The organism is Streptomyces sp. NPDC107559 (assembly GCF_055657365.1).
In genome coordinates, this window is the sequence record NZ_JBVKBD010000020.1 from 24,468 (window position 1) to 45,903 (window position 21,436).

The 21,436-nt window shown below is 67.7% G+C and carries 25 protein-coding genes; 1 reads left to right on the top strand and 24 read right to left on the bottom strand.

Features of this window, described 5'->3' with window-relative positions; all coding sequences use genetic code 11:
- Positions 1 to 5 precede the first annotated feature (5 nt).
- The 8 genes from ACZ7OY_RS37260 to ACZ7OY_RS37295 are packed head-to-tail and all read right to left on the bottom strand — an operon-like array spanning position 6 to position 8,305.
- Positions 6 to 1,463 carry a hypothetical protein gene (locus ACZ7OY_RS37260; protein ID WP_472250009.1) on the bottom strand — a complete coding sequence of 486 codons (1,458 nt, stop codon included), beginning with the start codon at positions 1,461 to 1,463 and terminating at the stop codon, positions 6 to 8.
- A complete protein-coding gene (locus ACZ7OY_RS37265; protein ID WP_472250010.1) occupies positions 1,460 to 6,139 on the bottom strand; it encodes a phage tail tape measure protein in 4,680 nt (1,559 codons plus the stop codon). The genes ACZ7OY_RS37260 and ACZ7OY_RS37265 overlap by 4 nt, the downstream gene beginning before the upstream one ends.
- A gap of 27 nt (positions 6,140 to 6,166) precedes the next feature.
- On the bottom strand, positions 6,167 to 6,289 hold the full coding sequence (locus ACZ7OY_RS37270; protein WP_472250011.1) for a hypothetical protein: 123 nt from the start codon (positions 6,287 to 6,289) through the stop codon (positions 6,167 to 6,169).
- 32 nt (positions 6,290 to 6,321) lie between these two features.
- The gene (locus ACZ7OY_RS37275; protein ID WP_472250012.1) at positions 6,322 to 6,732 is read right to left on the bottom strand and encodes a hypothetical protein; all 411 of its coding nucleotides are present in this window, start codon (positions 6,730 to 6,732) and stop codon (positions 6,322 to 6,324) included.
- A 7-nt stretch (positions 6,733 to 6,739) separates the two neighbouring features.
- Positions 6,740 to 7,219: a hypothetical protein gene (locus ACZ7OY_RS37280; protein WP_472250013.1), complete on the bottom strand. Its 480-nt coding sequence runs from the start codon at positions 7,217 to 7,219 to the stop codon at positions 6,740 to 6,742.
- Positions 7,219 to 7,698 carry a phage tail tube protein gene (locus ACZ7OY_RS37285; RefSeq protein ID WP_472250014.1) on the bottom strand — a complete coding sequence of 160 codons (480 nt, stop codon included), beginning with the start codon at positions 7,696 to 7,698 and terminating at the stop codon, positions 7,219 to 7,221. The genes ACZ7OY_RS37280 and ACZ7OY_RS37285 overlap by 1 nt, the downstream gene beginning before the upstream one ends.
- A 2-nt stretch (positions 7,699 to 7,700) precedes the next feature.
- Entirely contained in the window at positions 7,701 to 7,967 is a 267-nt protein-coding gene (locus tag ACZ7OY_RS37290) for a hypothetical protein (protein WP_472250015.1), read from the bottom strand.
- Complete coding sequence (locus tag ACZ7OY_RS37295; protein ID WP_472250016.1) at positions 7,964 to 8,305, bottom strand: hypothetical protein; 342 nt, start codon at positions 8,303 to 8,305, stop codon at positions 7,964 to 7,966. The genes ACZ7OY_RS37290 and ACZ7OY_RS37295 overlap by 4 nt, the downstream gene beginning before the upstream one ends.
- Positions 8,306 to 8,386: 81 nt before the next feature.
- Between ACZ7OY_RS37295 and ACZ7OY_RS37300 the strand changes: the two genes are divergently transcribed.
- Positions 8,387 to 8,626, top strand: a complete 240-nt coding sequence (locus ACZ7OY_RS37300) for a hypothetical protein (protein WP_472250017.1) — start codon at positions 8,387 to 8,389, stop codon at positions 8,624 to 8,626.
- Here the strand turns inward: ACZ7OY_RS37300 and ACZ7OY_RS37305 are convergent.
- The 16 genes from ACZ7OY_RS37305 to ACZ7OY_RS37380 all read right to left on the bottom strand — a co-directional run bounded on the left by ACZ7OY_RS37305 (position 8,611) and on the right by ACZ7OY_RS37380 (position 21,388).
- Positions 8,611 to 9,072 (bottom strand): hypothetical protein, encoded by a 462-nt coding sequence (locus tag ACZ7OY_RS37305; protein ID WP_472250018.1) that lies wholly within the window; start codon positions 9,070 to 9,072, stop codon positions 8,611 to 8,613. The two genes, ACZ7OY_RS37300 and ACZ7OY_RS37305, sit on opposite strands and share 16 nt — an antisense overlap.
- Positions 9,072 to 9,875 carry a head-tail connector protein gene (locus ACZ7OY_RS37310; protein ID WP_472250019.1) on the bottom strand — a complete coding sequence of 268 codons (804 nt, stop codon included), beginning with the start codon at positions 9,873 to 9,875 and terminating at the stop codon, positions 9,072 to 9,074. The genes ACZ7OY_RS37305 and ACZ7OY_RS37310 overlap by 1 nt, the downstream gene beginning before the upstream one ends.
- Positions 9,872 to 11,008 (bottom strand): hypothetical protein, encoded by a 1,137-nt coding sequence (locus tag ACZ7OY_RS37315; RefSeq protein WP_472250020.1) that lies wholly within the window; start codon positions 11,006 to 11,008, stop codon positions 9,872 to 9,874. Before ACZ7OY_RS37315 ends, ACZ7OY_RS37310 begins: the two co-directional genes overlap by 4 nt.
- Positions 11,009 to 11,029: 21 nt before the next feature.
- Complete coding sequence (locus tag ACZ7OY_RS37320; protein WP_472250021.1) at positions 11,030 to 11,428, bottom strand: phage tail fiber protein; 399 nt, start codon at positions 11,426 to 11,428, stop codon at positions 11,030 to 11,032.
- Positions 11,429 to 11,536: 108 nt separating this feature from the next.
- On the bottom strand, positions 11,537 to 11,845 hold the full coding sequence (locus ACZ7OY_RS37325; protein WP_472250022.1) for a hypothetical protein: 309 nt from the start codon (positions 11,843 to 11,845) through the stop codon (positions 11,537 to 11,539).
- A gap of 13 nt (positions 11,846 to 11,858) precedes the next feature.
- Positions 11,859 to 12,077: a hypothetical protein gene (locus ACZ7OY_RS37330; protein WP_472250023.1), complete on the bottom strand. Its 219-nt coding sequence runs from the start codon at positions 12,075 to 12,077 to the stop codon at positions 11,859 to 11,861.
- Positions 12,078 to 12,149: 72 nt separating this feature from the next.
- On the bottom strand, positions 12,150 to 13,412 hold the full coding sequence (locus tag ACZ7OY_RS37335) for a phage major capsid protein (protein ID WP_472250024.1): 1,263 nt from the start codon (positions 13,410 to 13,412) through the stop codon (positions 12,150 to 12,152).
- Between the two features lie 276 nt (positions 13,413 to 13,688).
- A complete protein-coding gene (locus tag ACZ7OY_RS37340; RefSeq protein ID WP_472250025.1) occupies positions 13,689 to 14,411 on the bottom strand; it encodes an HK97 family phage prohead protease in 723 nt (240 codons plus the stop codon).
- A complete protein-coding gene (locus ACZ7OY_RS37345) occupies positions 14,404 to 15,831 on the bottom strand; it encodes a phage portal protein (RefSeq protein ID WP_472250026.1) in 1,428 nt (475 codons plus the stop codon). The genes ACZ7OY_RS37340 and ACZ7OY_RS37345 overlap by 8 nt, the downstream gene beginning before the upstream one ends.
- Positions 15,832 to 15,839: 8 nt before the next feature.
- Positions 15,840 to 18,338: a hypothetical protein gene (locus tag ACZ7OY_RS37350; RefSeq protein WP_472250027.1), complete on the bottom strand. Its 2,499-nt coding sequence runs from the start codon at positions 18,336 to 18,338 to the stop codon at positions 15,840 to 15,842.
- A gap of 526 nt (positions 18,339 to 18,864) precedes the next feature.
- Positions 18,865 to 19,161, bottom strand: a complete 297-nt coding sequence (locus tag ACZ7OY_RS37355) for an HNH endonuclease signature motif containing protein (RefSeq protein WP_472250028.1) — start codon at positions 19,159 to 19,161, stop codon at positions 18,865 to 18,867.
- A 39-nt stretch (positions 19,162 to 19,200) separates the two neighbouring features.
- Positions 19,201 to 19,662: a hypothetical protein gene (locus ACZ7OY_RS37360; RefSeq protein WP_472250029.1), complete on the bottom strand. Its 462-nt coding sequence runs from the start codon at positions 19,660 to 19,662 to the stop codon at positions 19,201 to 19,203.
- 154 nt (positions 19,663 to 19,816) lie between these two features.
- Positions 19,817 to 20,059, bottom strand: a complete 243-nt coding sequence (locus ACZ7OY_RS37365; protein ID WP_472250030.1) for a hypothetical protein — start codon at positions 20,057 to 20,059, stop codon at positions 19,817 to 19,819.
- Positions 20,060 to 20,239: 180 nt separating this feature from the next.
- Positions 20,240 to 20,605 carry a hypothetical protein gene (locus ACZ7OY_RS37370; RefSeq protein WP_472250031.1) on the bottom strand — a complete coding sequence of 122 codons (366 nt, stop codon included), beginning with the start codon at positions 20,603 to 20,605 and terminating at the stop codon, positions 20,240 to 20,242.
- 97 nt (positions 20,606 to 20,702) lie between these two features.
- Complete coding sequence (locus ACZ7OY_RS37375) at positions 20,703 to 21,206, bottom strand: DUF6197 family protein (protein ID WP_472250032.1); 504 nt, start codon at positions 21,204 to 21,206, stop codon at positions 20,703 to 20,705.
- On the bottom strand, positions 21,203 to 21,388 hold the full coding sequence (locus tag ACZ7OY_RS37380; RefSeq protein ID WP_472250033.1) for a hypothetical protein: 186 nt from the start codon (positions 21,386 to 21,388) through the stop codon (positions 21,203 to 21,205). The genes ACZ7OY_RS37375 and ACZ7OY_RS37380 overlap by 4 nt, the downstream gene beginning before the upstream one ends.
- Positions 21,389 to 21,436: the final 48 nt, after the last annotated feature.

Consider the following 21,436-nt stretch of genomic DNA (forward strand, 5'->3'; position numbering starts at 1 on the left):
ATGGGTCACCCGAAGTCGTATTGGGCGATCGCAAGCAGCGTTGCGAAGGCTGCGGACAGGTCAGCGAGGGTCGAGAAATTGTTGGCGATATCAGCGAGCGTGAACCCCGCCGCCTCCATGGTGTCGGGCCAGTCGTCGGCTTTGACGACGTCGAGGGTGAACCACCGGAACTCGTCGTACCAGGTGGGTGCCTCGTTGTCGCTGAGCAGCGCGTAGGAGCCGTCCAGGCGCGGAAGGCTAGTCTGCTTGCGCAGGAGGATGACGCCTTCGGTGGCGTTGTCCAGCAGCTCGTTGAGGGCGTCTCCGTCCTCGTCGGTCTCGGTGCGAACGGTGATGCTTGAAGACGGGGCGGACCGGGGGCGTCCGACGACGACGATCCTGCCGCCGACGTTGAAGCTCGTGGCGTCCCGGTCGCGCTTCTTCTCCAGTGGGCTCTCAATTTTCACTGCGGCGCCGACGCCGCGGACCGCATCCGAGATGACATCGGCGGCAACCGTGGATGTGATCGGGCTGGAGTACACGGTCCACTGGGCGCCGTTGACATCTGTGAGGACGGCAGCGTAGGTGAGGGAGATCCCGAACGGCTGCTCGGCATCCACGCGCAGCAGGCTGCTTTGCCCGGTGACGTCGATTCCGCTGGCCGCCCGTACTGGCGTGAGGTCGGTGCCGACCTGCCGGTACAGAGTGACGGTGGTGATGTCGTCGCCGGTCAGACCCGTCGCCGACACGAGGTTGCGGGGTGGCGACGCGGTCTGCGGGCTGGCGGTGACGGACGAGCTGGCCTCCCGCACGCGAAGCACGCCGGCAATGCCAGTGGATGCTGCCGCCAGGGTCGCGGTAACCGTAGGCGCCTGCGTGGCCGCGCCGGACGAGACGGTGCAAGTGGCGAGGGCCGTCGTTTCACCATTGCCCGTCGCGACAGCTGCATCGCTCCGCTCGGTGACGGTGCCGAAGGTGATACCGCTCGCGGTCACGGCCTCGACGCTGTAGGAGTCGGCGTTGGATGCGACGCCGTACCCGAGGACGGTGAAGTCGCCGGTCTTGAAGGTGAGCGCTGCGGAGCAGGCCACGGAGAAGGCGGTGCCAGACGTCGTGTCCTGTCCGAAGGTGGCAGCCCATCGCCACCCGGTCCCCGCCGTCCGCGTCAGGTTGAGGACGCGGCCGGCGATGACGGAGCCAGCCGACCCGGATGGGATTGAGGTGGTCGGGTTGCCGTCGCCACCGGTCAGGACGCGGGCAAACCAGGTGAGCCGCCTGGGGCCGGCGGAGGCACCGAACGTGCCTCCGCCGCCCGAGACCGAACCCACCAGAACCCAGCCGGACGGCGTGGACGGCTGCGAGTCGTTCGGGTGCCCTGAGAGGACCTGCAGGATCGCCAGGTCGCCGGCGGCGCCCACCAGGGCGGGCGTCACCGTGTCGGTGTGGGTGGCCTGCGTTCCCGCAGTCCCGAACGAGATCGTCACCCGCGCCTCCCCACCCTTGCCCGGTGTGCCTGCCGGTCCTCGGACGCCTTGATCTTCGGTTTGATCTGGACGTCGACGAGGTCGCGGAGCCGGTCGTCGTTGAAGTGGACGTGCACCTCGGAGCCGGAGGCCTCGATCGCGGTGGCGAGGCGCTGCCACACTTCCTCCAGGTCCGGCGTGTTCCGGCTGCTGGCTGCGGTCGGAACGTAACGGCGACGCATGGAGACGCCGGTAGCGGTGTCGGCGAGCCGCTGGGTTGCGGCGCCGACGAGGTGGCCGTGCAGGTCGATGCCGTGAGCCATGCCGAGGACGACGTTCTTGCCGACCTCGTCGCGGAACACCTGACTCGGGCTCTTGATCTTCAGGGCCTTCTTGACCTGCTTGACCAGGGCCGCCGCGAGCGCGGACATCTGCTTCTCCAGAGCCTTCTGCTGGCTCTGCAGACCGGCCAAGAAGCCCCGTGAGGCGTCCTTGCCGCTGTCGTACATCAGGTCCGCCATGTCCCGGCCGAAGCTGGTGGCCAGCTTGCCGCCAGAGGCAACCAGCTGGTTCAGCTTCTGAATGTCCTGCGTGGTGACCGCAGTGTCGCCGAGGATCGTCGCGAGCTGACTGCCCGGACCGGCCTCCGACAGTTGCGCAAGGAGATCCTTCGATGCGCCGCGCCCCTTCAGGGACCTGGTCAGCGACACGAAGCCAGAGGCTGTCTTCTGCTGGCTGCTCATCTGGGCGATGAGCGTGCCGACGTCCACAGCCGTCGTCCCGCTGACATTGAGGAAGTCCCGGATGTTCGACGCCTGATCGGACGCGTACTGGTTCGCCGCGTTGATCGACGCCTGGATCGACGCCCGCTTGTCGGCGAGCCTCCCCAGAGAGCTGCCCCTCGACATGACGGACTTCGCGGTCCCGGTGAAGCCAGCATTCAGGAGCTTGGTGGCCAGGCTCTTGATCGCGGAGGCGATTGCCGACGACGTTCCCGTGGCCAGCGTCTTCTGCAGGCCGGTCGCGATCGTGTTGGCGATGCTGGTCTTCGAGGACCGCCGGGCGTTGGACAGGGAAATGTTCGCGGCCTTCAGCTCTGCTTCCGCCGCCTTGAGCCGCTTCTCCGCCGCGGCAACACCCTTGTGCCGGCGCTTAGCCGCCGCCAGCGCGTCCTTCGCGTCTTCGACCCGCTGCTTGTCCCGGCGAATGCGGTCCGCGGCGTTGGAGATGGTGCCGGAGACGTATCCAGGCAGCTTGATGCCGTTGGCCTTGGCGAACGCCATGGACTGCGGGTTGGACAGGACGTCCTCGCCGCCCTTGAAATTCACCAGCTCAGGACCACGTTCGCCGACCCACGCCAAGCCCCGGGCTGCGCCACCCGTGCCCTTGGCGTACCAGTGCGGGCTGCGGGCCTGCCACTGCGACCACGCGTTGGCCGGGCTGCCGTACCGCGACTTGATGTACGACAGACCCCACCGGATCTGGGTGGCAGCGTTGGTCTTCCAGTCCGATCCGGCCGATGCCATCTTGCTCGCCGGCAGCGCCTGAGGAATGCCATAGGCGCCCGACGAGGCGTTGGTGGCCCGGTAGTTCCACCCAGACTCGCCGTTCCACAGCGCCTTCAGGGCAGGCCACTGCGAAGGTCCCCAGCCGTAGCTCTTGAGGGCCGCCTGAGCGAACTGCTGGGCACTGCCAGACGTCGAGCTGTCGCCGAGGCCGATCGAGTCTCCGATCGAGCTCAGCGCATCGACGGCCTTGCCCGGCAGCTTCTTTACGGCGACTAGCCCCTTGTGAACGATGCTGGACAACGCGTGCGGCAGGTCACCGAAGATCCTCTTCGCGATGGCGGTCCCGCTAGTTGTAGCCATGCCCTTGAGGAGGCCGCCGACCAAGTGGCCACCGATACCCATGAAGACACGACTCGGGCTCTTGATCCCGAAGAAGTGCTTGACCGCGGTCACGATCGGGTCGATGAACCACTTCTTGATCCAGCCGCCGATGCCCTTGATGGCGCCGACAATGCCCGACTTCAGACCCGACAGCAGGTGGCCGCCGGCCGACACCAGCCACGACCCGGCCTTACTGAACGCGCCGGTGACGGGCTTGATCACTGTGCGGCTGATCCAGCCCCCTATGCCCTTCGCTGCGGACACCGTTCCCGACCTGAAGCCCGAGACCAGCCCTGCGCCCTTCGTCCAGAGCCAGGACCCGGCGCCGCTGAAGGCGTCGACGACGGGGCGGATGACCCACTTGTTCGCGAAGCCTCCGATGCCCTTCGCTGCGGCCACCGAGCCGGACTTGAATCCGCCGACCATGCTGCGCCCCCTGGACAACAGCCAGGATCCGGAGCTCTTGAAAGCGTCGACTGCGGGCTTGCCCACCCACCTCCACAGAAAGCCACCGATGCCCTTGGCGCCAGCGACGACGCCATCCTTGAGGCCAGTGAGCAGGACACGACCCTTGCTGATCAGCCAGCTGCCGGCCTTCGCGAACGGCTTCAGCAGCAGGGCGATGACCTCGCCGATCTTCGAGATCACGAACCCAGCACCGTCGCGGATGCCGCGGCCGAGCCAGAGAATCGCTCCCTTGCCCTTCGCCATGAGGTCCAGGCCCAACGAGCCGATCCTCGTGGTGAGCAGTCCGGCCTCGCGCTCCAGGACGCGGGCGGCTTCGGGGAAGACCTTGGCGATTCCCTCCCACAGGCTCTTTCCGAAGAACTTCGTGGCCTTGCCGACGGCCTTCTCTAGATAGCCGCCCAGCTTGCTGACGCCGCGGAGCAGCGGCTCGAAGATCTTCAGGAACGGCAGGTGCTCGAATACCTTGCCGAGGGCTCCGGCGACACGGCCGATCGGGATGATCGAGATGACCGCGATGATCGTGTCAAGCCAGTGCTTCTTCCAGAAGTCGAGGCTGAAGAGCGGGTCGAAGAGGCTGGTGATGAAACCGATCGCGAGCGGGATCGCGGAAGCACCGAAGGACTTCCCGATCTGCACAAAGTCGATTCCCCCGAGAATCTTGGCGATCTTCTTCGTGAAATCGGCGGTGTGCTGGGCGACCCAGCCGATCGCATCCCCCAGGCCCTTGCCGAGGATGCTGCCGAGACCACTCCAGTCGATGTCCTTGAAGCCGCCACTGATCGCGTCGCGGATCTGGGCGCCGATCTTCTCCGCAGCGGACTTCGGGGGCTTCACCGCCTTCGGCAGGGCCAGCATGCCGGGATCCGACTTCGGCTTGAACAGCGCGGGAGCGTTGAGCGAGCCAGGCCGCGCCAGCAGCCGAGGCACCGCAGGCGCCTTCAGGGCGGGAGTGACGGCCTTCTGAGGCTTCGCCAGCAACCGGGGAGCCTGCGGCACCGTCAGGGCCACAGACGGGCTCGTGAGCTTCGGCGCGGCCTTCTTCGAGCCCTTGCCGGTCAGGCCGTCCATGAAGTCGCCGAGCATGGAGCTGGGTGACTTTCCGCCCGTGAGGCCGGAGAAGAAGCCGGACAGCGTCGACTTGGCCTCGCCGACACTTCGCTTGATCGCACCGACCGGGATCAGATCCCGCATCACCTTGCCGAAGTCGGCCGCCGCGGGCATCGCGGTCGTCGCCAGGAAGTGGACGAAGTCCGTGACGGGCGGCAGCACCTTCGTACCGACCCGGATACCCATCACTTCGAGATTCGAGGTGAGCAGGTGCCATTGGGCTTCCGCGGTCTTGCGCTGCATCTTGACCGCGTCGTCGAACTTGCCCGTGGAGTGGTTGATCTGCTCCTGCTTCTTCTCGAGCACGTCGAGGTTGTTGAGCATGAGCAGGATGCCGCTCGAGGAGCGGCCGCCACCGAATGCACGCGAGAGCAGCTGAGACTGCTTGGACGCGGACAGGCCCGACTTGTCGAGGTGCTCCTTCAGCAGCCCGATGGCGCCGATCAAGCCCTTGGGGCCGCGCATGGCGTCCGCGAGGTTGAGACCGGTAAGCCCGATCTTCTTCAGCTGCTTCTCGGCCGCACCGGACGGGGCGCCCAACAGGGAGAAGCTCATGCGCAGCCGGGTCGCGGCCGACGCGGAGTCGATGCCCTCGTCGGTCATCAGCGCGAGCGCGGCGCCGACCTGCTTCATCGACAGGCCAAAGGTCTTCGCCGACGGGAGGATGCCGGTGCCGATGGCCGCGTTGAACTGGTCCATCGACATGTTGCCCGCGCCGATGATCGCGTTCACCGTGGACACGGCCTCATGGAACGAGGTGGCGCCCTTGATGCCGGTACGCCACGCGCCCGCGAGTGCGTTGGTGGTCTCCTCGAGGTTGGCGTGCCCCACCGCGGCCAGGTCGGAGGCCTCCTTGAGCGCCTTCATCGCCTGAACGTTGTCCATGCCGACGCTCTTGAGGTGGTACAGCGACTCGGCGAGGTGCTGGGGGCCCTGCTGGGTGCTCGTGCCGAGCTTCAGGACCGCGTCACTCAGGACTTTCACGTCCTTCGCGGTGCCGCCAGCCTGCGTGGAGATGCGGGTCATCTCTGCCTGGAAGCGGCTCGCATCCTTGGCGCCCTTGGCCAGGCCCACGGCAAGACCGGCGGCAAGCGCCGCGCCGGCCTTGACGGCGGTGGCACCCAGCTTCGCCAGCGCCGATTCCGTCTTGCTGGCCGACCGGCCTACGTTGTTGAAGGTCTTCGATGCCAAGTCGTGGGCGATGAGCCGGTAGATGATGCTGGAGCTGGCCATGACGCCTCCCTTCATCGGGTGGTCAGGTCAGGGCCAGTTGCGGTTGTGGGACTCGGTGGCCTCGTTCTCGGCGGCTTCGCGTTCCTCGGCTTCGATCTGGTAGAAGATCTCCCACTCCGCCAGTTCGTGAGCTGAGACCTGGCGGAGCATCGCGGCCACCGAGCAGTGGAAGACGTCTCGGGCTAGGAGGAAGTAGAACCGGCGCTCTCCGCCGGATCGGAGTTTCCCTCCAGCTCCTGCTTCTCCTCCTCGGACAGGCCGGAGAGGCGGGCGGCGACGTCGTACAGCTTGTCGATCACGGCGCCGTTCTTCGCGCCGAGCGCGGGGGCGTCCTGGTCAGTGAACAGGCGCTCCCCGGCCTCGTCGATGAGGCACTTCACGAGGAGCTTCGCGCGCATGCCTTCCTGGACGAGGACGGCCTCCATGCCCTTGCCGTCGAAGGTGGGCCGGAACTGCCTGACGGATCCCTGGAAGGCGTCGAGTTCGTCGCCGGTGAGGCCGCGGATGATGACCTCGTCACCCCACTCGGGGACGGGGACCTTTTCGATCTGAACGTCTACGGCTCCGAGGATGCCGTCGCGGGACAGGGCCATGGTTCTCCTAGCGGATGTCTCGTGAGATCCCGTCGAGGACGCGGTTGACAGCCCTGCGGGAGGCCGGGCCGAGCGGTCGAACGACGTGGAAGAAGTAGGGCTGTTTCGGCTGGTTGACCCAGTTCTCGCGGTTGCCGAAGACGGGGTGCCGCCAGCGTTTGGTGCCCTCGACGGCCTTCGGTAGACCCTTCATATGGGTCGGCATCTTGCGGCCGTCGACGCGGATCGCGACTCCGGCCTGGCGCCCGACGGTGCGGACTTCCAGCCTCGTGGCGCGGGCAAGGTTCCCACGCAGCCCTTCCGGGCTGTAGGCGCGCTTCGAGGGGATGGATCGGATCGAGTTGCGGACCACGGGGACGAGCGGCTTGGCGGCAGCGCGGAGCTCCCGGGTGAACCGCTTTTTGATCTCCTTGTTGTCGATCCCGCGCAGTTCGCGGGAGATGCGCCGCAGGTCGTTCCCGTGGCGCAGCCCCCACTCGCCGGGCATTACGGCACCGTGATGTTCTCGACCGGGATGCTGGTCACCGAGAACTGGATGGTGATCTGCGCCGGGTTCTCGACGTCCCTGCTCTTCGGCTGGCCGGTGACCTTCACGGGGAAGACGTCGTACTTGAGGCCCGCGGTGTCGCCCTCGGGGAAGATGCAGATGTACCCGGCGGTGTCGCGAGGCAGCAGGGTGCGCACGTCGCTGGACGTCGACGACATGTACAGGGTGATCGAGCTGTCGTCGGCGGTGATCCGGCCCGGGATCTTCGACACGAAGCGCGAGCCGAGGTCGGGGGTGTCCTGCTGGTCGGAGTTCGTCGCGAAGCCCGAGACGGACGCGATCTCCGCGGTCAGGTCCGAACCCGCGTTCAGCTCCGACCTCGTGGGCGAGTTCTTGTTCGCGATGGTCGCGACCCAGTAGTAGCGGGTCGTGCCCGGCGGGATGTAGCGGGACGTGGCGGTGATCGGCGTGGCGACCATAGTCAGCTCTCCTCGGTCTTCTGGGACGCCTTGACGCGCGACCGCGCCGGCTTCTCGGTGGGTTCCGCCGGCTCCGTCTGCTCCGGCTCGTCTGCGGTCTCGGCGGCGTCGGCTTCGGCCTGCGCCTTCAGCGCGGCTCGCTGCTCCAGTTCCTCGGCCGGCACCTGCTGCCAGCCGGCGCCGCTGTAGTGCGGCATGGCGTCGCGCGGAACTTCGATCTCCTGGGCAGGCGGCAAGGTGGGGTGCCGCATGACGATCGTGTCGCTCACGGGACCCTCACCACCGCGACGGTCACCGACGACGTGGCCGAGTAGTTGATCGTCGCCAGGCCCGTCGTCGGGTCCGCGTACAGCGAGGCGGGCAGCGGAATGAGGCCGAGACCGGTGGTCAGGTTGATGGACGGCGACGTGCTGTCCGCGATGGCGAGACGGCCGTCGACCACGCCGGGCGTCGTCAGCGTGACGGTGATGCCTGCGCCGCTCGCGTTCTTGACGAGCAGGAACGTGCCGGATCCGCATGCGGCCGTGTCCCCGTTGGTGGCTGCCACCAGCGAGGTAGAGATGTCGACGCCCACATTCGGGACGACTTGGGTGACGAGCGCGGTCATCCGCTTCTCCTTGTCGATTACGTTGACCCGGATACCGGGGAATGGGACGATCCGCGCCTAGAGCGCACAGGGGGGACGATCGTGGATACGGACGACAAGCAGGCCCAGCAGCGGCCTGCGTCGGTGGGCAAGGCGTGGGCATGGCTGCTGATCTTCACAGGCGGGATGACGCTGCTCGCGTTCCTCATCTGGGGTTCGCTGTCAGCCGCCCCGTCCTGGTTTCACGCGCTGTTCGGATTCCAGACACTGTGGGCCGTGGTGGGCCTGGTCAACGCCTACAAGCGTCAGGCCGGCGCTTCGACCGATCAAGAGCCGCTGTAGGCGTCGCAGGAGACCTCGAACACGACGACCGCCTGCGCCCCCTTGGGCGTCTGGTCCATCGTCAGAGCGTGCGATGCGATCATCGCCCGCATGACGCTGCCACCGAGGCGCCTGTCGGCAGCGATAGCCGCACCCGCCTCGGCGAGCAGCGCGTAAGCACGTCGCCGGGCGGCAGCAGCGCCGTCGCCGCCAATGAGGACCGCGGTGGCGCAGCGGATGGTGAACTGCTCGCGATCCACGCCCCCGCCCACACCCTCAGTCATCAGCGTGGACTCGGCGTCGGTCTCGTTCTCGCCGCCCGTGTAGCCGACCGACACGATCTCCTGCACCGCGGCCTGTGAGGTCGACGGCCCGTCTCGAACCGTGACGCCTTCCAGTCCGGGCCAGGCCGCGAATGCGGCCACGAGGGCATCCATCGCTTCGGGGAGCTTGGACGTCCACGCCATCAGGCCACCCCCGGCAGCTGCGGGTCGAGGAGCTCCAGCGCCCGGCGCGGGATTGCGAAGCCGCGACCCGGTGAGTACGCCTCACCGTCGCCGCCGAGCTGCACGCCCATCGTGCCGCGCTGTGTCTCCCACAGGTGCTGAACGATGATCAGCGCTGCGAGCCGGTAGTCCTCCGGAATGACGGTCGCGCCCGCCTGGTACGTGAAGTCCATGGCACCCGCGAACGGTTCGCCAGCCGTGACCGTGAGGAGCCCCGTCTCGGCGTCGACACGCAGGTTCGCCGTATCCCAGCTCGTCGAGCCGTCTGCCGACGCCGCGGACGTCAGGGCCAAGACCGGAACCCGCCGGAGAAGCACCTCGCTCGCCCGACCAACCTGCTGACGCTCGACGATGGTCCGGCGCACCACAACCCGCCCCAGCGCCCGTTCCACCGCGCCCGTCGCCGCAGCAACGAAGCCGCGCAGCTCGTCATCGTCGGCGGTCTCCAGCGGGCCCATGTTCAACTGGGCACGCGCATCCGCCAGCGACACGATGCCGACCGGCAACGCAGGCTGCACGTCGAAAACGTCCGCATACGCCGTCGTCGGGCCGCTCGTGACGAGCCTCCACACGTGCCGGCCCGCCTGGGTGGTCACGTAGTCGACGCGCACCTGCCCAGTCGTCGCTGGCGGCGGAACAGAGGGGCTCGCGATCGTTCCGTCAGGAAGAGTGATCGTAAGGGTCGCTGACGCCGGGTCCGCAGGAGCGCCGGATGCATCGGCGACATCGACCGCCACCTGGTAGACAGCTCCGAGGTCGATCACTGGGCTCCTCCCCTCGCTGTCGGTGCGGCTGGCTGTGCCTGCTGCGCCCGCGGCCCGGCAGGCTCTCCACGCCGCGCCCCGGCCTGGGATCCTGCTCCTCGCCGAGCGCTGCCACGGACGATCGCTCCGGCGACCTGTCCGGAAGCGTGGAGGCTTGCGGTGACGGCGAGGCTGCCACCGGATGCTGCCCCCACCGCACCGGCCGCCACGAGGGCGGCTGTGCCGGCGAGTGATGCGTCGAGGCGGCACCCGGCAGAGCCTGCAGCGGTCAGGATTGCGGTCGCGGTGAGTGTCGCGTTGCCGGTGCCACTGGCGGCCACCGCACCATCGGCAGTCAGGGACACCGCCGCAACAAGGGCAGCGGACCCACCTACGCCTCGGGTGCCGGCGGCCGTCAGGCTCGCCGTCGACGACAGGCCGGCGGTCCCGCTCGTGGTTCGCACTCCGTCGGCGGTCAGCCCGGCCGTGGCGGTCAGCGCGGAATCACCCGCCGTGGCGTGTAGACCCGACGCTGTCAGACCTGCAGTTGCCGAGAGTGCCGAAGATCCGGTGGTGGCTCGCGAGCCGCTGGCCGACAGCGAGACGGTTACCGAGAGGGAGGCGTCGCCTGTGACACCGCTGGTGACATCCGCCGCGGTGAAGTCGTCGAACTTGAGCAAGGACGTGGATTCGGCCCTGAGGCCGATGCTGGTGCCTGTGGTCACGGCCGTGTCGGTGACGGTCACGCGGGCTGCGCCGTTGACGAAGCCCTTGATCGTGGAGCCGATCGCCTGGACCTTCGCGACGTCGCCTGCGACGGCCGCCCCGGCGAATGAGCCGATGGAGGTGAAGGAGCCGCCGACAACGCTGAACAACGTCCAGCTACTGCCGTCATTGCGCCAGAGATAGCCCTGCGTGAAGCCCGTATTGCCGCGACACCAGATGCCGTGGCTAACGGCTGCGGTGGCGGCGATCGTGACCTGCGCCGAGTTGTCGTTCGTGGCCATCGCGGTGGCAGCACGGATGACGATTGTGCCGCCCACGGCCCCCGACGACAGCTGACTGGAGACGATGGTCCAGAGGCCGGTCCCGTCGACCCAGTTGGCTCCGGGGGCGCCGTTGGCACGGTTGAAGTCGTCGGTAAAGGTCGTCACGGCGCCCTCCCCGTCAGGGCGTCATGCCGCCTGTGCCCCGAGCGATGCTCCGAGCGTGGACAGCGTGAAAGTGTCCGACGAGGCCCAGGCGCGCGACGCCGTCAGGGCCACCGAGAACAGGAACGTTCCGGAAGTGCTGGCCGTCCACACGGAGATGTGCGTGAGTGTCTCGCTGGTGCCTCCGTTGGTCCACGCAGACGGTGCGGAGCTGAGCGCCAGCGCCGACCCGGAGGACGAGGCGGCGAAGGTGAAGGAGTTGCGGGTGATGGATCCGGCGCTCACGCTGCTGGTGCCGGCCGCGCCGGGATCACCTACATGCAGCTGCACGTAGGTGGCGGTCACGGCACTGTACGCGGAGCCCGCGCTGCGAAGCGTGTTGAGCCAGCCGGAGACGAGACTGGAAGCGAGTCCTGCGGTCATTGCTCAGCCTCCTCGGGATCGGGCTCCGTGGAGTCGTCGTCGGAGGTCGCTGGCGTGACCTCGCCGGAAGCCTCCAGCGTCAGGACGAACGTGCGCTGCTCCACAGCTCTACTTGCTCTCTGCGGGCTTGGCCGGGGTCCGCTTTGCCGCGGTCTTCTTCGCCGGGGCCGACGGCTTCTCCTCCGAGGCCCCCGGGGTCACAGCGGCGGAGTTCTCCGTCGTCAGAGCCCGCTCTTCGGCGTCCTCGGCAGGCACGGCTTTCTCGACGTCGTGCTCGGAGTCGGCGACCGGCTCGGCGAGCCCGGAGGAACACAGGTCGGCGCCCTCGGAGTCCGAGACTTCGAGAGTCTCGCCACGCTTGGGCCAGGGCACGCCGTCCCGGGACCCGGACACGTCGGTCTTCATACAAACACGCATGGGTTCGGCCTCCTCAGTTGGCGATGATTCCGGCGTCGCGCAGGGCAGCCGTGAGGGCATTGACGCGCTGCACGAGCGTCGCGAAGTTGTTGTTGATCGTTGCCTGGGTCGGGGTGCCCGTCACGTCGACGGTGCCACCCGCGGGCGTGCCCGTGGCGCTGGTGAGGTCGGTGAGCGCAGAGCGAGTCGCCAACGCCAGATCGCTTCCGAGGCTCTGCTGGCCCTTGGCCATGAGGTTCTCCTGATGGTGAGGGGTGGCGCGGGGGCGGCCACGAAGCCCGCCCCCGAACCGTGAACATGCAGGTCAGGCGGCATTCCCCTGGAAATACTTGATCGCGCCGGTGAGGTCCACGAGGGAGCAGTCGGCACGGAGCAGGGCCCGGAAGGTGACCAGGTCCGTGTTGAACGCGTAGTCGTCGGAGCGCTCGAAGCGCACGCCGCCGGCGAAGCGGACGAAGAACTGGCTGAAGTCGCCGAACACGAGCGACTTCGCCGACAGGGCGGTGGCGGGGACGTTCGGGTCGGTCAGGACCGGCTTGCCGAGGATCATGTCCGGGGAACCGGCCTGGAGGCCCGGCTGCCAGATGTACTGCCCGGTCGTGTCCTTGAGCTTGCGGGCGTTGGCGACCGTCGAGTCCTTCATGATCCACTTGCAGGAGGCGGACGCCCGGTACGGCGCGATCACCGAGAAGAACAGGTCGATCAGGTTGTCGCCGGAGAACGCACCGGTGACGCCCGTACCGCCGGTCACGCCGAGCGTGGCGTCGGTGATGACACCACGCGGCTGCGAGGTGCCGGTGCCGGTCATGGCGTGCGCGCCGAACGCGTTGCCCAGCGCACGGCCGGCCTGCATGGCCAGGTAGCCCTCCAGGTCGACACCGGTGTCGTCCAGGAGCTCGCGCGACACCTGGATCATGGTGCCGTACTTGTAGGCGCCGAGCGGGATCTGACCGAACGCCGGGTCCGAGGCGCTGATGGCGTTGCCCTCGGTGACGATGGACGCGCTGGAGTGCGCCGTCGTCTTCGGGACCTGGATGACCTCGCCAGAGTTGGTGTTCAGGACCGTCGCACCGGCCTGCATGATCGCGGACACCTCGATGAGGTGAGCGATCAGCCGGTCGTAGAACGACGTCGGAACCGTGTTGCCGCCCGCCGTCGCCGAACCCTTGGTCAGCGACCGGTAGTCGACCGGCCCGTCCGGGTTGACGTCGTAGAACCGGCCCCGCTCACCGCGCAGGAAGGACCGCAGCTCCTCGCCACGGTCCGCGCCACCCTGCTGCTCTCCTCGGTTAGCAGCCTGGCCGCCGGCCGCGGCGCCCCCGCGCTGGCCACCCTGCCCGTGCAGCCGGTCGAAGGCGTCGTCGGCCTCCTTCGCCCGCTGCTCGGTGTCCAGCGCCGACTTGATGCGCTCGTCGAGCTTGTCCAGCTCGTCGTTCATCGCATCCCAAGAGCCCTGCTCGCTGGGCTCGAAGGCGCGGTTCTCGTCGGCCGCCTTGTCGGCGAGCCCCTTCATCTGCTCCCACACGTTGGCGCGCCGCTCGCGCAGCCTCTGAACCATGTCCGACATGGATGGACTCCTCGTCCGCTCGAAATCGATCTCGAACGCGGAGCCCACGCGGTCCCACACCCCGTGGGGTGTCGGCGGCCGGCGCCTTTGCGCAACCGGCGGTCCGCTGATCACTTCCTCGTGTCGCACGCTGGCCCGTTGTGTGCTTCACCGCACCCAGAGCGGACATCGACCGGGAGAGCCCAAGTCGACGCCGTGGCAGTGCGGCTATGCGGTCCAAGGACGGCGTACCGCCCCCGCATGACGGGGGTCTTGTCTTGCAGGAGGCTGAGAGCCTCAGACGTAGGGGTCTTCCTTGCGGGCCAGCAGCGCCGCGGCAGCAGCCGGGCCGAACATGCCCCTGCGGGCCGGCTTCTTGGGCTGCGGGCCGTCTGTGCGCACGAAGAACTTCCGCAGCTCGTCGGCCTGGGCCATCGAGCGGACCTCTTCGAAGTCAGCGTCGAACTTGGTGGCCAGTGACCGGAGTCCGGCGCTGGTGTCGTTGTAGGCCGGGTTGTTGACCGGGGCGACGTCGACGAGCTGGACGCCGGTGAGGCGCCGCAGCGGGTATCCCTGGTCGGTAGTCGACCAGTCGTCGGTCACCGTGCGGAACGCGAACGAGCTCTTGCGGACGTCGCCGCGCTCGACGAGCTCCACCACGTGCGCCATCGCCTTCGGCGGCAGTACGTCATACGAGAGGCCGTACTGGTCGAGGCTCATCCGCAGCGTGCCGGCCGCGGTGGTGCCAAGCAGGGCCATATCGTCGTGGTTGTAGCGGGCGATGACGTCCGGCCAGCCATCGCCGCGGGACTGGTTGAAGGCGATCGGGTCGACCACCTCAATGAAGCCACCGAGGTTCTTGCTCTGGCGGTTGAACTGGGCGGCGTACCCGCCGATGCGCTTCTCGCCGTTGTCGGCGCGCAGCTCGGCCTTGCCGGTGTCGCCGGAGGTGTACCGGCGTTCGATATCCACGGTGCTGCCTCCAGTGGCGGTCGGCGTGGTGCTGTCGTTGTTAGCCATGCTTCTGTTCGCTCCCCCGGATCAACCGCAGACGGGCATCTTCCTCGGGGTCGCTGCGGATCGCAGGTGACGAGATCTGCTGGCCAGCCAGAATCGGGAGCGGCGTGTAGTCCTGCCCCTGACCGTTCGGCAGTGGCGGCATGTTCTCCTTGTTGCGGATCTCGTCGGTGTTCGCGCCGCCGATCAGCCGCTGCTTCTCGTAGATCGTCCAGCGCGTGAGCGGATCGAGACGGATCAAGGAGTCGGCGTCGAACTTCACGCACTGGCCACGCGGGATCAGCATCGACAGGTGCGAGTCCAGCTTGCTCATCCATGGCGTCAGGGTCAGCTGAATCAGCTCAACCTCGCGCTGCTCCGGACTGCTGTACGACATCGACCCGCCGGTCTCCCCGCCGATCAGCTCCGGCGGCACACCGTAGATCGCCGCCAGCTGCGTCGCCCCGAGCTTCAACGTGGCGATGAACTGAGCCTCGTAGGCGGGCACGGTGATCGGACTGTAGTCCCAGTCCTTGCCGTACACGATCGGCTGCCGGGTGCGGATCGCATCCATCAGCCGCGCCTTGATGACCGCGGCGTCCGCCTGGTCCACCGTCTGCGTGGTGTTCTTGAAGGTGCCGGGCGGCACGCCACCGGTGGCGTGCCAGGCCTCCATGTACTCCTGCGCGGCCAGGTTCGTCGTCGCCATCGAGGCGAACGCGCCGATCGGGCTGAGCCCGAGCACCTTGCCTGGCAGCGTGAACCACGGGATGTGGACGATGTCGTTGGGATCCTGCACGCGGTTACCGAGGATGAACCAGATCGGATTGACGAAAGAACCCTCACCCGACGGCATCGAGTCGACAACCGAAACCCAATCCATCGGAAGCCACTCGATCATCGTCGGGTAGCCGTAGTAGTCCCTCGCGGTGACGTAGCCGACCGCGTTGCCGCGGTAGACCATCGACAGGATGGCTCGCCAGATCCAGTCGTTGAAGTTGCCCTGCACCGACGGACTCGCGAAGAGACTGGACAGCGGCAACTGCTGGACTGTGCCGCCCGATTCCCGGAACTGCCGCAGCGGGGCCGCCGCAATGTTGGACGCCAGGAGCCGCCCGGCCGCGTACACGGGGGCCAGTCGCAGCACGCGATCGATGCTGACAGATCCGCCGCCGACGCCACCGCCGTGTCCCCACGGCACTGAGTCGATCGAGCGCTTCTCCACTCCCGACCGGGTCTCAACCCCGACCAGCCACGCGCCGGCCTGACGGAAGCCGCGCGCCACGAGGCCGAGGCGCCGGCCCCAGGTCGCTCGCGCCGTTGCTCGCCAACTGCTCGCGCTCTGACCCCGACCGTCCATCCAGATATCGCCCACCAGGACCGGCCCGGCATCGTCCGCTGCAGCCGGCTGCCGAGCGCGACGGAACCATCGTCCGAACGCCATCACGCCCCCTAACAGATCGACTGCAGAACGTCGTACTGGCTGCCCTCAAGCAGGTGAGACCGGGTCACGTAGGACCAGCGGGCCAGCGTCATCGCCACCAGCGGACTGATGTCGCCGTCCACGCCCTTCACCGTCCAGGCGATCGTCTCGCCCGTCTGTTTCGTCTTCGCCGAGGCGACCGCCACGTCCAGATGCCGGTTCGGAACGACGCGGAAGCTCTCCTCGCGCACCGCCTCCAGCAGCTGGCCGGCAGCCGCGGCCATGTCGACCGCGTTCGTCACCGCCAGATCGCCGGACTGCGGCGCGTCCGGATCCTCCGGCCGATGGAACCCGGCCGCATCCAGCGCCGTCTCCAGGAACGCGAACGTCCCCCGCCCCATCGCGATCGAGATCGGGCCGAGCGTCTCCCGCAACTCAATCAGCCGCGGCACCAGCCACTTTGTGCCCGGACGGTAGTCCGCCAACTGCGTGTGCCCCAGCCCGTCCGCGCGGAGCCCGTACACCTGCACCGCGGCGTAGTCACGCAGCGGGCTGATGTCCAAGCCGATCGCCACCCCCGACTCGCGGTCCCGCTGCGACTCCGCATCCGCCAGAGCCACCCACGCCGCGGCATCAATGACCGCGTTGCCCTGCGACTTGCGCGGCCAGACGCCGAGACGCTCGCGCGCGAAGCCGGCATCGCCCATCGAGCGGCGCTCCCGCAGGACCGCCTCCTCCGACAGCCGGTAGCCGAGCGCCGGATTCGACGCCGCCCACAGCTGCCGGTCGTCGAGGTCGATGTCGTCCAGGTGGTCGAGGTCGCCAGCGATCCCCCAGTCCCGCCAGCCGAAGCTGTCGTCTCCACCGGCCTCCGCCCGCGCGTGCAGCGCGAACATCACCTCGCCGCTGCCGTCGTCGCCGTCCAGGGGCGGTGACGAGGTATAGACGATCTGAGGGTTCGGGCGGGCCGACATCGTCGGCATCAGCGCGTCCTGCTGGACCGCGGTGTACGCGAACGCCTCATCGATCAGGTTCGCGTCGCCCGAGAAGCCTCGGCCCGAGCCCTTCGAGCGGGCGATGAACTTCACCCGAGCGCCGGTGTCCAACCTCTCGAACGACTCCTCGCCGTTCGTATTGATGATCTTTATGGGGACGCCGTCGACATCGATCAGGTTCTCTGACAGCGGCTCGCCCAAGCCCTTCAACACCGCCTTGAAACGCCGGAAGCCCTCCATGGCGGTGTTGTGGGTCGGGATCAGCCCCGCGCCCGCCAGGTAGCTGGCCGACTCATGCGCGACCGTTATGCAGCGCGTCGGCCGTATCGGCACGCGTTCGATGGACACGATTGCGTTGTACGCCGACCGAGAGGTTTTCAGCTTGCGGATCGCAGCGCTCTTCCGCTGCAACCGAAATGGGCTGATGCCATTCGGGGCGAACTGCGCCCGATACATGGCTCCTGCATCACGGCCGTTCAACTTGGCCTCGAATTGTCGCAGCGTGGCGCGGTAGCCGAGTGAGCGGATAAGCGTGGTGACGTCATCCATGAGGAGCTGGTTCATCATCGTCACCATGAGCTGGTGACCGGACACGCCTCCGTCTGTGTCCATGACTCCAGCAAGCAGGTCCCGCCTCTGGCGTTCCGAGGATGTCAGGTACGACACGGGAATCCGCTTGTCGCCCAACACTCCGAGATCTCGCAGTCGAGCACGAAGCCCGTAGACGCGAACAGTGAAAACGCGCCCCTCGGTTCGCTTGTCCTCGTGCACGGCGTACCGCTCTCCGAGCACATCGAGTTGCGCCAGGAGCTCCGGCAAGTCGTCCTTGCCGACCGTGAGCCGCCCGTCATGCGTGGCGCCGTCGCCTAGCCACGCGCCGAGGAGGTAGGGGTCAATGGGCAGGTGAACGTCCTCGCACTGGAGCGGCCCAGGAAGGTCCACACGCCAGCGGTAGACGTTGCGGTCACGGCCGTTGGGCCGGTCCCAGTGGTGGACGAGCCCAGCGGATCGGATCTCGTCCGTCGTTACGACGCACTGCTTCGTGGCACCGCTACGCGCAACCTCCGTGACCGCCCAAAGGTGTCCGGAGCCGGCAACGAGGGACTGCCCGTCGGCAAAGGTCACGCGGTAGCAGTCGCTGTCCCGAAGTACAGGGTGGGCAGCGAGCACTTTGGTGGGGGTTCCATCGGGGGCGAATACCTCATCGCCCTCATGGATTTCCCCCATAGTTGTCCAACCCCGTGGCGTGAGCATCGGAGTGGTGAGGTCGAGATCTTTGTATTCGTGCGCCGACCACATGATCAGACGCTCGTCGAGGAGAAAGAGGCCGGCGAGGGCACGCGCTTCGAGGATCGCACCTTTCCCATTCTGCCGACTGACAATCTCCCCGTACTCGAAACAGCTCCACCGGCCGTCCTCGCGTACCGACAGCATCAGCCGGATCGAATCCGCCTGCCACGGATCCAGCACCAGGCCGGCCCGCCGCGCGAGCTCCACCGCTTCGTCACCCAGCGAGTAGGCCGACGGCGGCACGCACTCAACTCGAGGCCTGGCCGCGCCGCGCAGCAATTCGCGCCGTGAGGTCCGAGACACCAGAACCCCCCGCCTTCGGCACCGCAGCCGGCACCGACCCCTTCGAAGCCTGCCGAATCTCCGCCACGAGCCCCCGAAGAGCCGTCTGCTGCTGCCGAGCTTCCGCGAGAAGAGGCCCAACAGCTGGAGATTCACCCTCGTTGTCTCCGTCGTTCGCCTTGACCGGCGAACAGGTCCGCTGGAGAATGGAGTTGAGCCAATCGAGCCGGTCAGAGAGACGGCAAGCCTCCTCCAGAAGCACCCAGTGCGCCGGAGTCAGAGAGCCAGAGCCCGCCATCTCCCGCCAGAGCCGCTTACCGCGAGGACCAAGATCCGGCGGAGTCTTCCTCACCACTCCAGACCCCCTCCATGATCATCTCCCCCTGTGTATTTTTCGCGGGGGGAGAGGGCTTTTAGGTGGGGGCGGGGTCAGCGCGGGCTTGATCAAAAAATCGGATCGAACTGGACATTCTGACATACGTGCAGGTCAGAGGGTTGTCACGTCCACCGAAATCCGGGGCTTCGGCCTCGACCGGGCCCTCAGCCGGTTCGACTTCGCCGTGTTGCACCGCCGGTGCGCGAGCCGACAGTTCGCCCGGTCCAGCGGATCGCCGCCCTGCCACAGCTCACGGATGTGATCCACCGTCTTGGCCATAGGGTGCCGCCGGCCGTCGAGAGACTGGTCGACGTACCTTCCGCACAGCCAGCAGTCCGCCTCTTCGGCAAAGACCTGGGCCTGCACTCGAAGCCACGGCGTACCCGATCGTCCCTTGCTGTAGGCCACGGTCACCTCCACTGCCTGGGCTGTGGCCCTGCTGCCCACTCAGGACATACCTGGTGTACTGCTGGGCTGCACCGTGAGGGTGGCGCTGGTGCTGCTACCTCCATCGAGGGCGCGCACTGTCGCGCATGGGTAGATGACCGAGTCCTCACGTGTGCAGTGGGAGCAGCAGCCGTACTCCTCCGCGTGCAGCTTCAGCACGCGCTCGACCGAAGCGAGGAGCTGCTCACGGGTCGGCTTCTCGTGCGGCTCCCACCACTCGGGCGGCTCAACTCGAAGCGGAACATTGACGACCACGAGGGCCGGGCCTGCGCGCCGCTCATCGAGTTGGATGCGCCCGTCGGGACTGCGATCGAAGACCTCGCAGCGCAGGAACCGGCCGGTGGGTCCCTTGTCGATGGTCATGTCGGCATCGACGGGAACATCATTGGGGCTGATCCCGCTCGCGGTGAGCCATTCGCAGAGGGCGTCACGGCGGCCTTCAGGTAGGGCGAGCTTGGCCATCAGTCCGCTCCTCCCCGCTACATCGCTGGGTCGGTGCCGTAGTCCCCAGCGGCCAGCCGTTCAGGCTGGCGACAGATATCCCAGTCGCAGGGACTGTCCGCCTCGATGTGCCAACACTGCACAGGCGGGTCGTCCTCGTCGTCCACGTCGCACATCACGCGGCCTTGGGCCGGCGTTGCGGCATGGGCCGGTAGGTCTTGGCCCGTTCCTCGATCTCGGGCAGGGCGTACATGGTCTTGTACTCGTGGCCGTTGCCGGAGTATCGACTGTCGCCCTGGTAGCGGCGGATCCTTCCGCGTCGGGCCCACTGTCGGATCACGGCCCCGGGAACGCCGGTTGCGGCGACGGCTTGGTCCTCGAAGACGAGGTCGTCGGGGTACAGCTCGGTCGGATGCATGGTCCACCCCCGGGCACGCAAAAGGCCCCCGGCAGTGGCTGGGGGCCTTAGAGGCTTGCGGGCACACGTGTACTGCCCTGGGGGCACTGTGACATACGGTGATCGCCGAGGTCAAGCAAGGACGTGGATACGGCGAGAGCCCCGACCGATGGCCAGGGCTCAGGCGTTGCCGGCTAGCGGTTACGGCGTGCCGTCGAGGCTGTCTTCGAGCATCTTGTTCTTGTCGAAGTTGCCGTCGTCGTCGAGCCAGCCGAGGTCGTCCATGGTCTGCGACATGAGCAGCGCGCTGTAGTCGTCTTTCGTGAGCCCGTCGCACGCGGCGGGCTTCTCCTTGTCGCCCTTGGCCCGCTCCTTCAGGGCGTGGGCGCAGTCGCGGGCGATGTCGTCGTAGGACGGCCGGCTGAGCCAGTAGGCGGTGCCTCCGATGCCGAGGGCGATGGCCAGACCGGCGGCCACGATCAGGTTGCGGCGTCTCTTGGCTGCCGGCTTCGGCGCGTGGTCGGGCATGGGCGGAGTGCCGGGCGCGGGTGGCAGATCGGTCGTCATGGTCCCCCCAGGACTGTGATGGATCGGCAGAGTATCGCCGGATGATGCAGGAGTGGGTGGTTCGGTTGCGCATTCACCGATTCGAGATCGGCGGGCCTCACAGCCCTCGGGCGTGGGCGAGTTCGGCGGCGCGGCCGAGGTAGAGCAGGGCGAGCCGCGGACCGGACTGCTGGGCGTTCCATGACGGGATGGATTCGGCGTCGGCGAAGTCGCGGCGGATGACCTCCAGGAGGAGCACGCAGGCGTCGTCGGCCTGCCAGTGAGTCGCCGCTTCAACGCGGATGGCGCCGATGGGGCAGCGGGCGCCGGCTTCGGATACCGCGGCTTCCGTGGTCCAGCCGTCGACTTCGAGGCGGTGGCGGGCCCGGTGGAGGGTGGCGGCAATCGGGGTGGTGTAGGGGGTCGGCGCCGAGGTGGGGGTGAGCGGCACGGGCGTTGTGATCTCGGGGAGCGGGTCGGCGCCGGGGATGTGGGCGGTGCGGATTTCGAACTCAACCGCGGCTTCGTCGAGGCGCACGGTCATGGCGGCTTCGCGGGCTGCGAGGCGCGCGTCGAGGTCGAGTTCGGCTGGTGCGCTCGCGCGGACGGTGGCGGTGGTCACCGCGTCGCCTTGCCGTTGCCGCGGCATTCGGGGCAGGGGACCCTGCGCTGGACGCTGCCGAAGGCTGTGAAGTTGGCGCCCTTGCCGGAGCAGTGCCAGCACAGCCCGCGGGTGTTCGCTTCGGCGGGTGAGAGGTCGCCGTTCTGCGCCTCCCATTCCTGATCGGTCATGCGCTGAGGCATGATGGGGCTCTCCTTGTCTGATCTTGATCGGGCAGGTGGTGCGGGGCG

Bases quoted from the DNA above. Each gene is read 5' to 3' on its own strand.
- ACZ7OY_RS37265 (WP_472250010.1), bottom strand. From the start codon at position 6,139: ATGGCCAGCTCCAGCATCATCTACCGGCTCATCGCCCACGACTTGGCA.
- ACZ7OY_RS37270 (WP_472250011.1), bottom strand. From the start codon at position 6,289: ATGCTCCGCCAGGTCTCAGCTCACGAACTGGCGGAGTGGGAGATCTTC.
- ACZ7OY_RS37275 (WP_472250012.1), bottom strand. From the start codon at position 6,732: ATGGCCCTGTCCCGCGACGGCATCCTCGGAGCCGTAGACGTTCAGATC.
- ACZ7OY_RS37280 (WP_472250013.1), bottom strand. From the start codon at position 7,219: ATGCCCGGCGAGTGGGGGCTGCGCCACGGGAACGACCTGCGGCGCATC.
- ACZ7OY_RS37285 (WP_472250014.1), bottom strand. From the start codon at position 7,698: ATGGTCGCCACGCCGATCACCGCCACGTCCCGCTACATCCCGCCGGGC.
- ACZ7OY_RS37295 (WP_472250016.1), bottom strand. From the start codon at position 8,305: ATGACCGCGCTCGTCACCCAAGTCGTCCCGAATGTGGGCGTCGACATC.
- ACZ7OY_RS37305 (WP_472250018.1), bottom strand. From the start codon at position 9,072: ATGGCGTGGACGTCCAAGCTCCCCGAAGCGATGGATGCCCTCGTGGCC.
- ACZ7OY_RS37320 (WP_472250021.1), bottom strand. From the start codon at position 11,428: ATGACCGCAGGACTCGCTTCCAGTCTCGTCTCCGGCTGGCTCAACACG.
- ACZ7OY_RS37325 (WP_472250022.1), bottom strand. From the start codon at position 11,845: ATGCGTGTTTGTATGAAGACCGACGTGTCCGGGTCCCGGGACGGCGTG.
- ACZ7OY_RS37330 (WP_472250023.1), bottom strand. From the start codon at position 12,077: ATGGCCAAGGGCCAGCAGAGCCTCGGAAGCGATCTGGCGTTGGCGACT.
- ACZ7OY_RS37335 (WP_472250024.1), bottom strand. From the start codon at position 13,412: ATGTCGGACATGGTTCAGAGGCTGCGCGAGCGGCGCGCCAACGTGTGG.
- ACZ7OY_RS37340 (WP_472250025.1), bottom strand. From the start codon at position 14,411: ATGGCTAACAACGACAGCACCACGCCGACCGCCACTGGAGGCAGCACC.
- ACZ7OY_RS37345 (WP_472250026.1), bottom strand. From the start codon at position 15,831: ATGGCGTTCGGACGATGGTTCCGTCGCGCTCGGCAGCCGGCTGCAGCG.
- ACZ7OY_RS37360 (WP_472250029.1), bottom strand. From the start codon at position 19,662: ATGGCCAAGCTCGCCCTACCTGAAGGCCGCCGTGACGCCCTCTGCGAA.
- ACZ7OY_RS37365 (WP_472250030.1), bottom strand. From the start codon at position 20,059: ATGCATCCGACCGAGCTGTACCCCGACGACCTCGTCTTCGAGGACCAA.
- ACZ7OY_RS37370 (WP_472250031.1), bottom strand. From the start codon at position 20,605: ATGACGACCGATCTGCCACCCGCGCCCGGCACTCCGCCCATGCCCGAC.
- ACZ7OY_RS37380 (WP_472250033.1), bottom strand. From the start codon at position 21,388: ATGCCTCAGCGCATGACCGATCAGGAATGGGAGGCGCAGAACGGCGAC.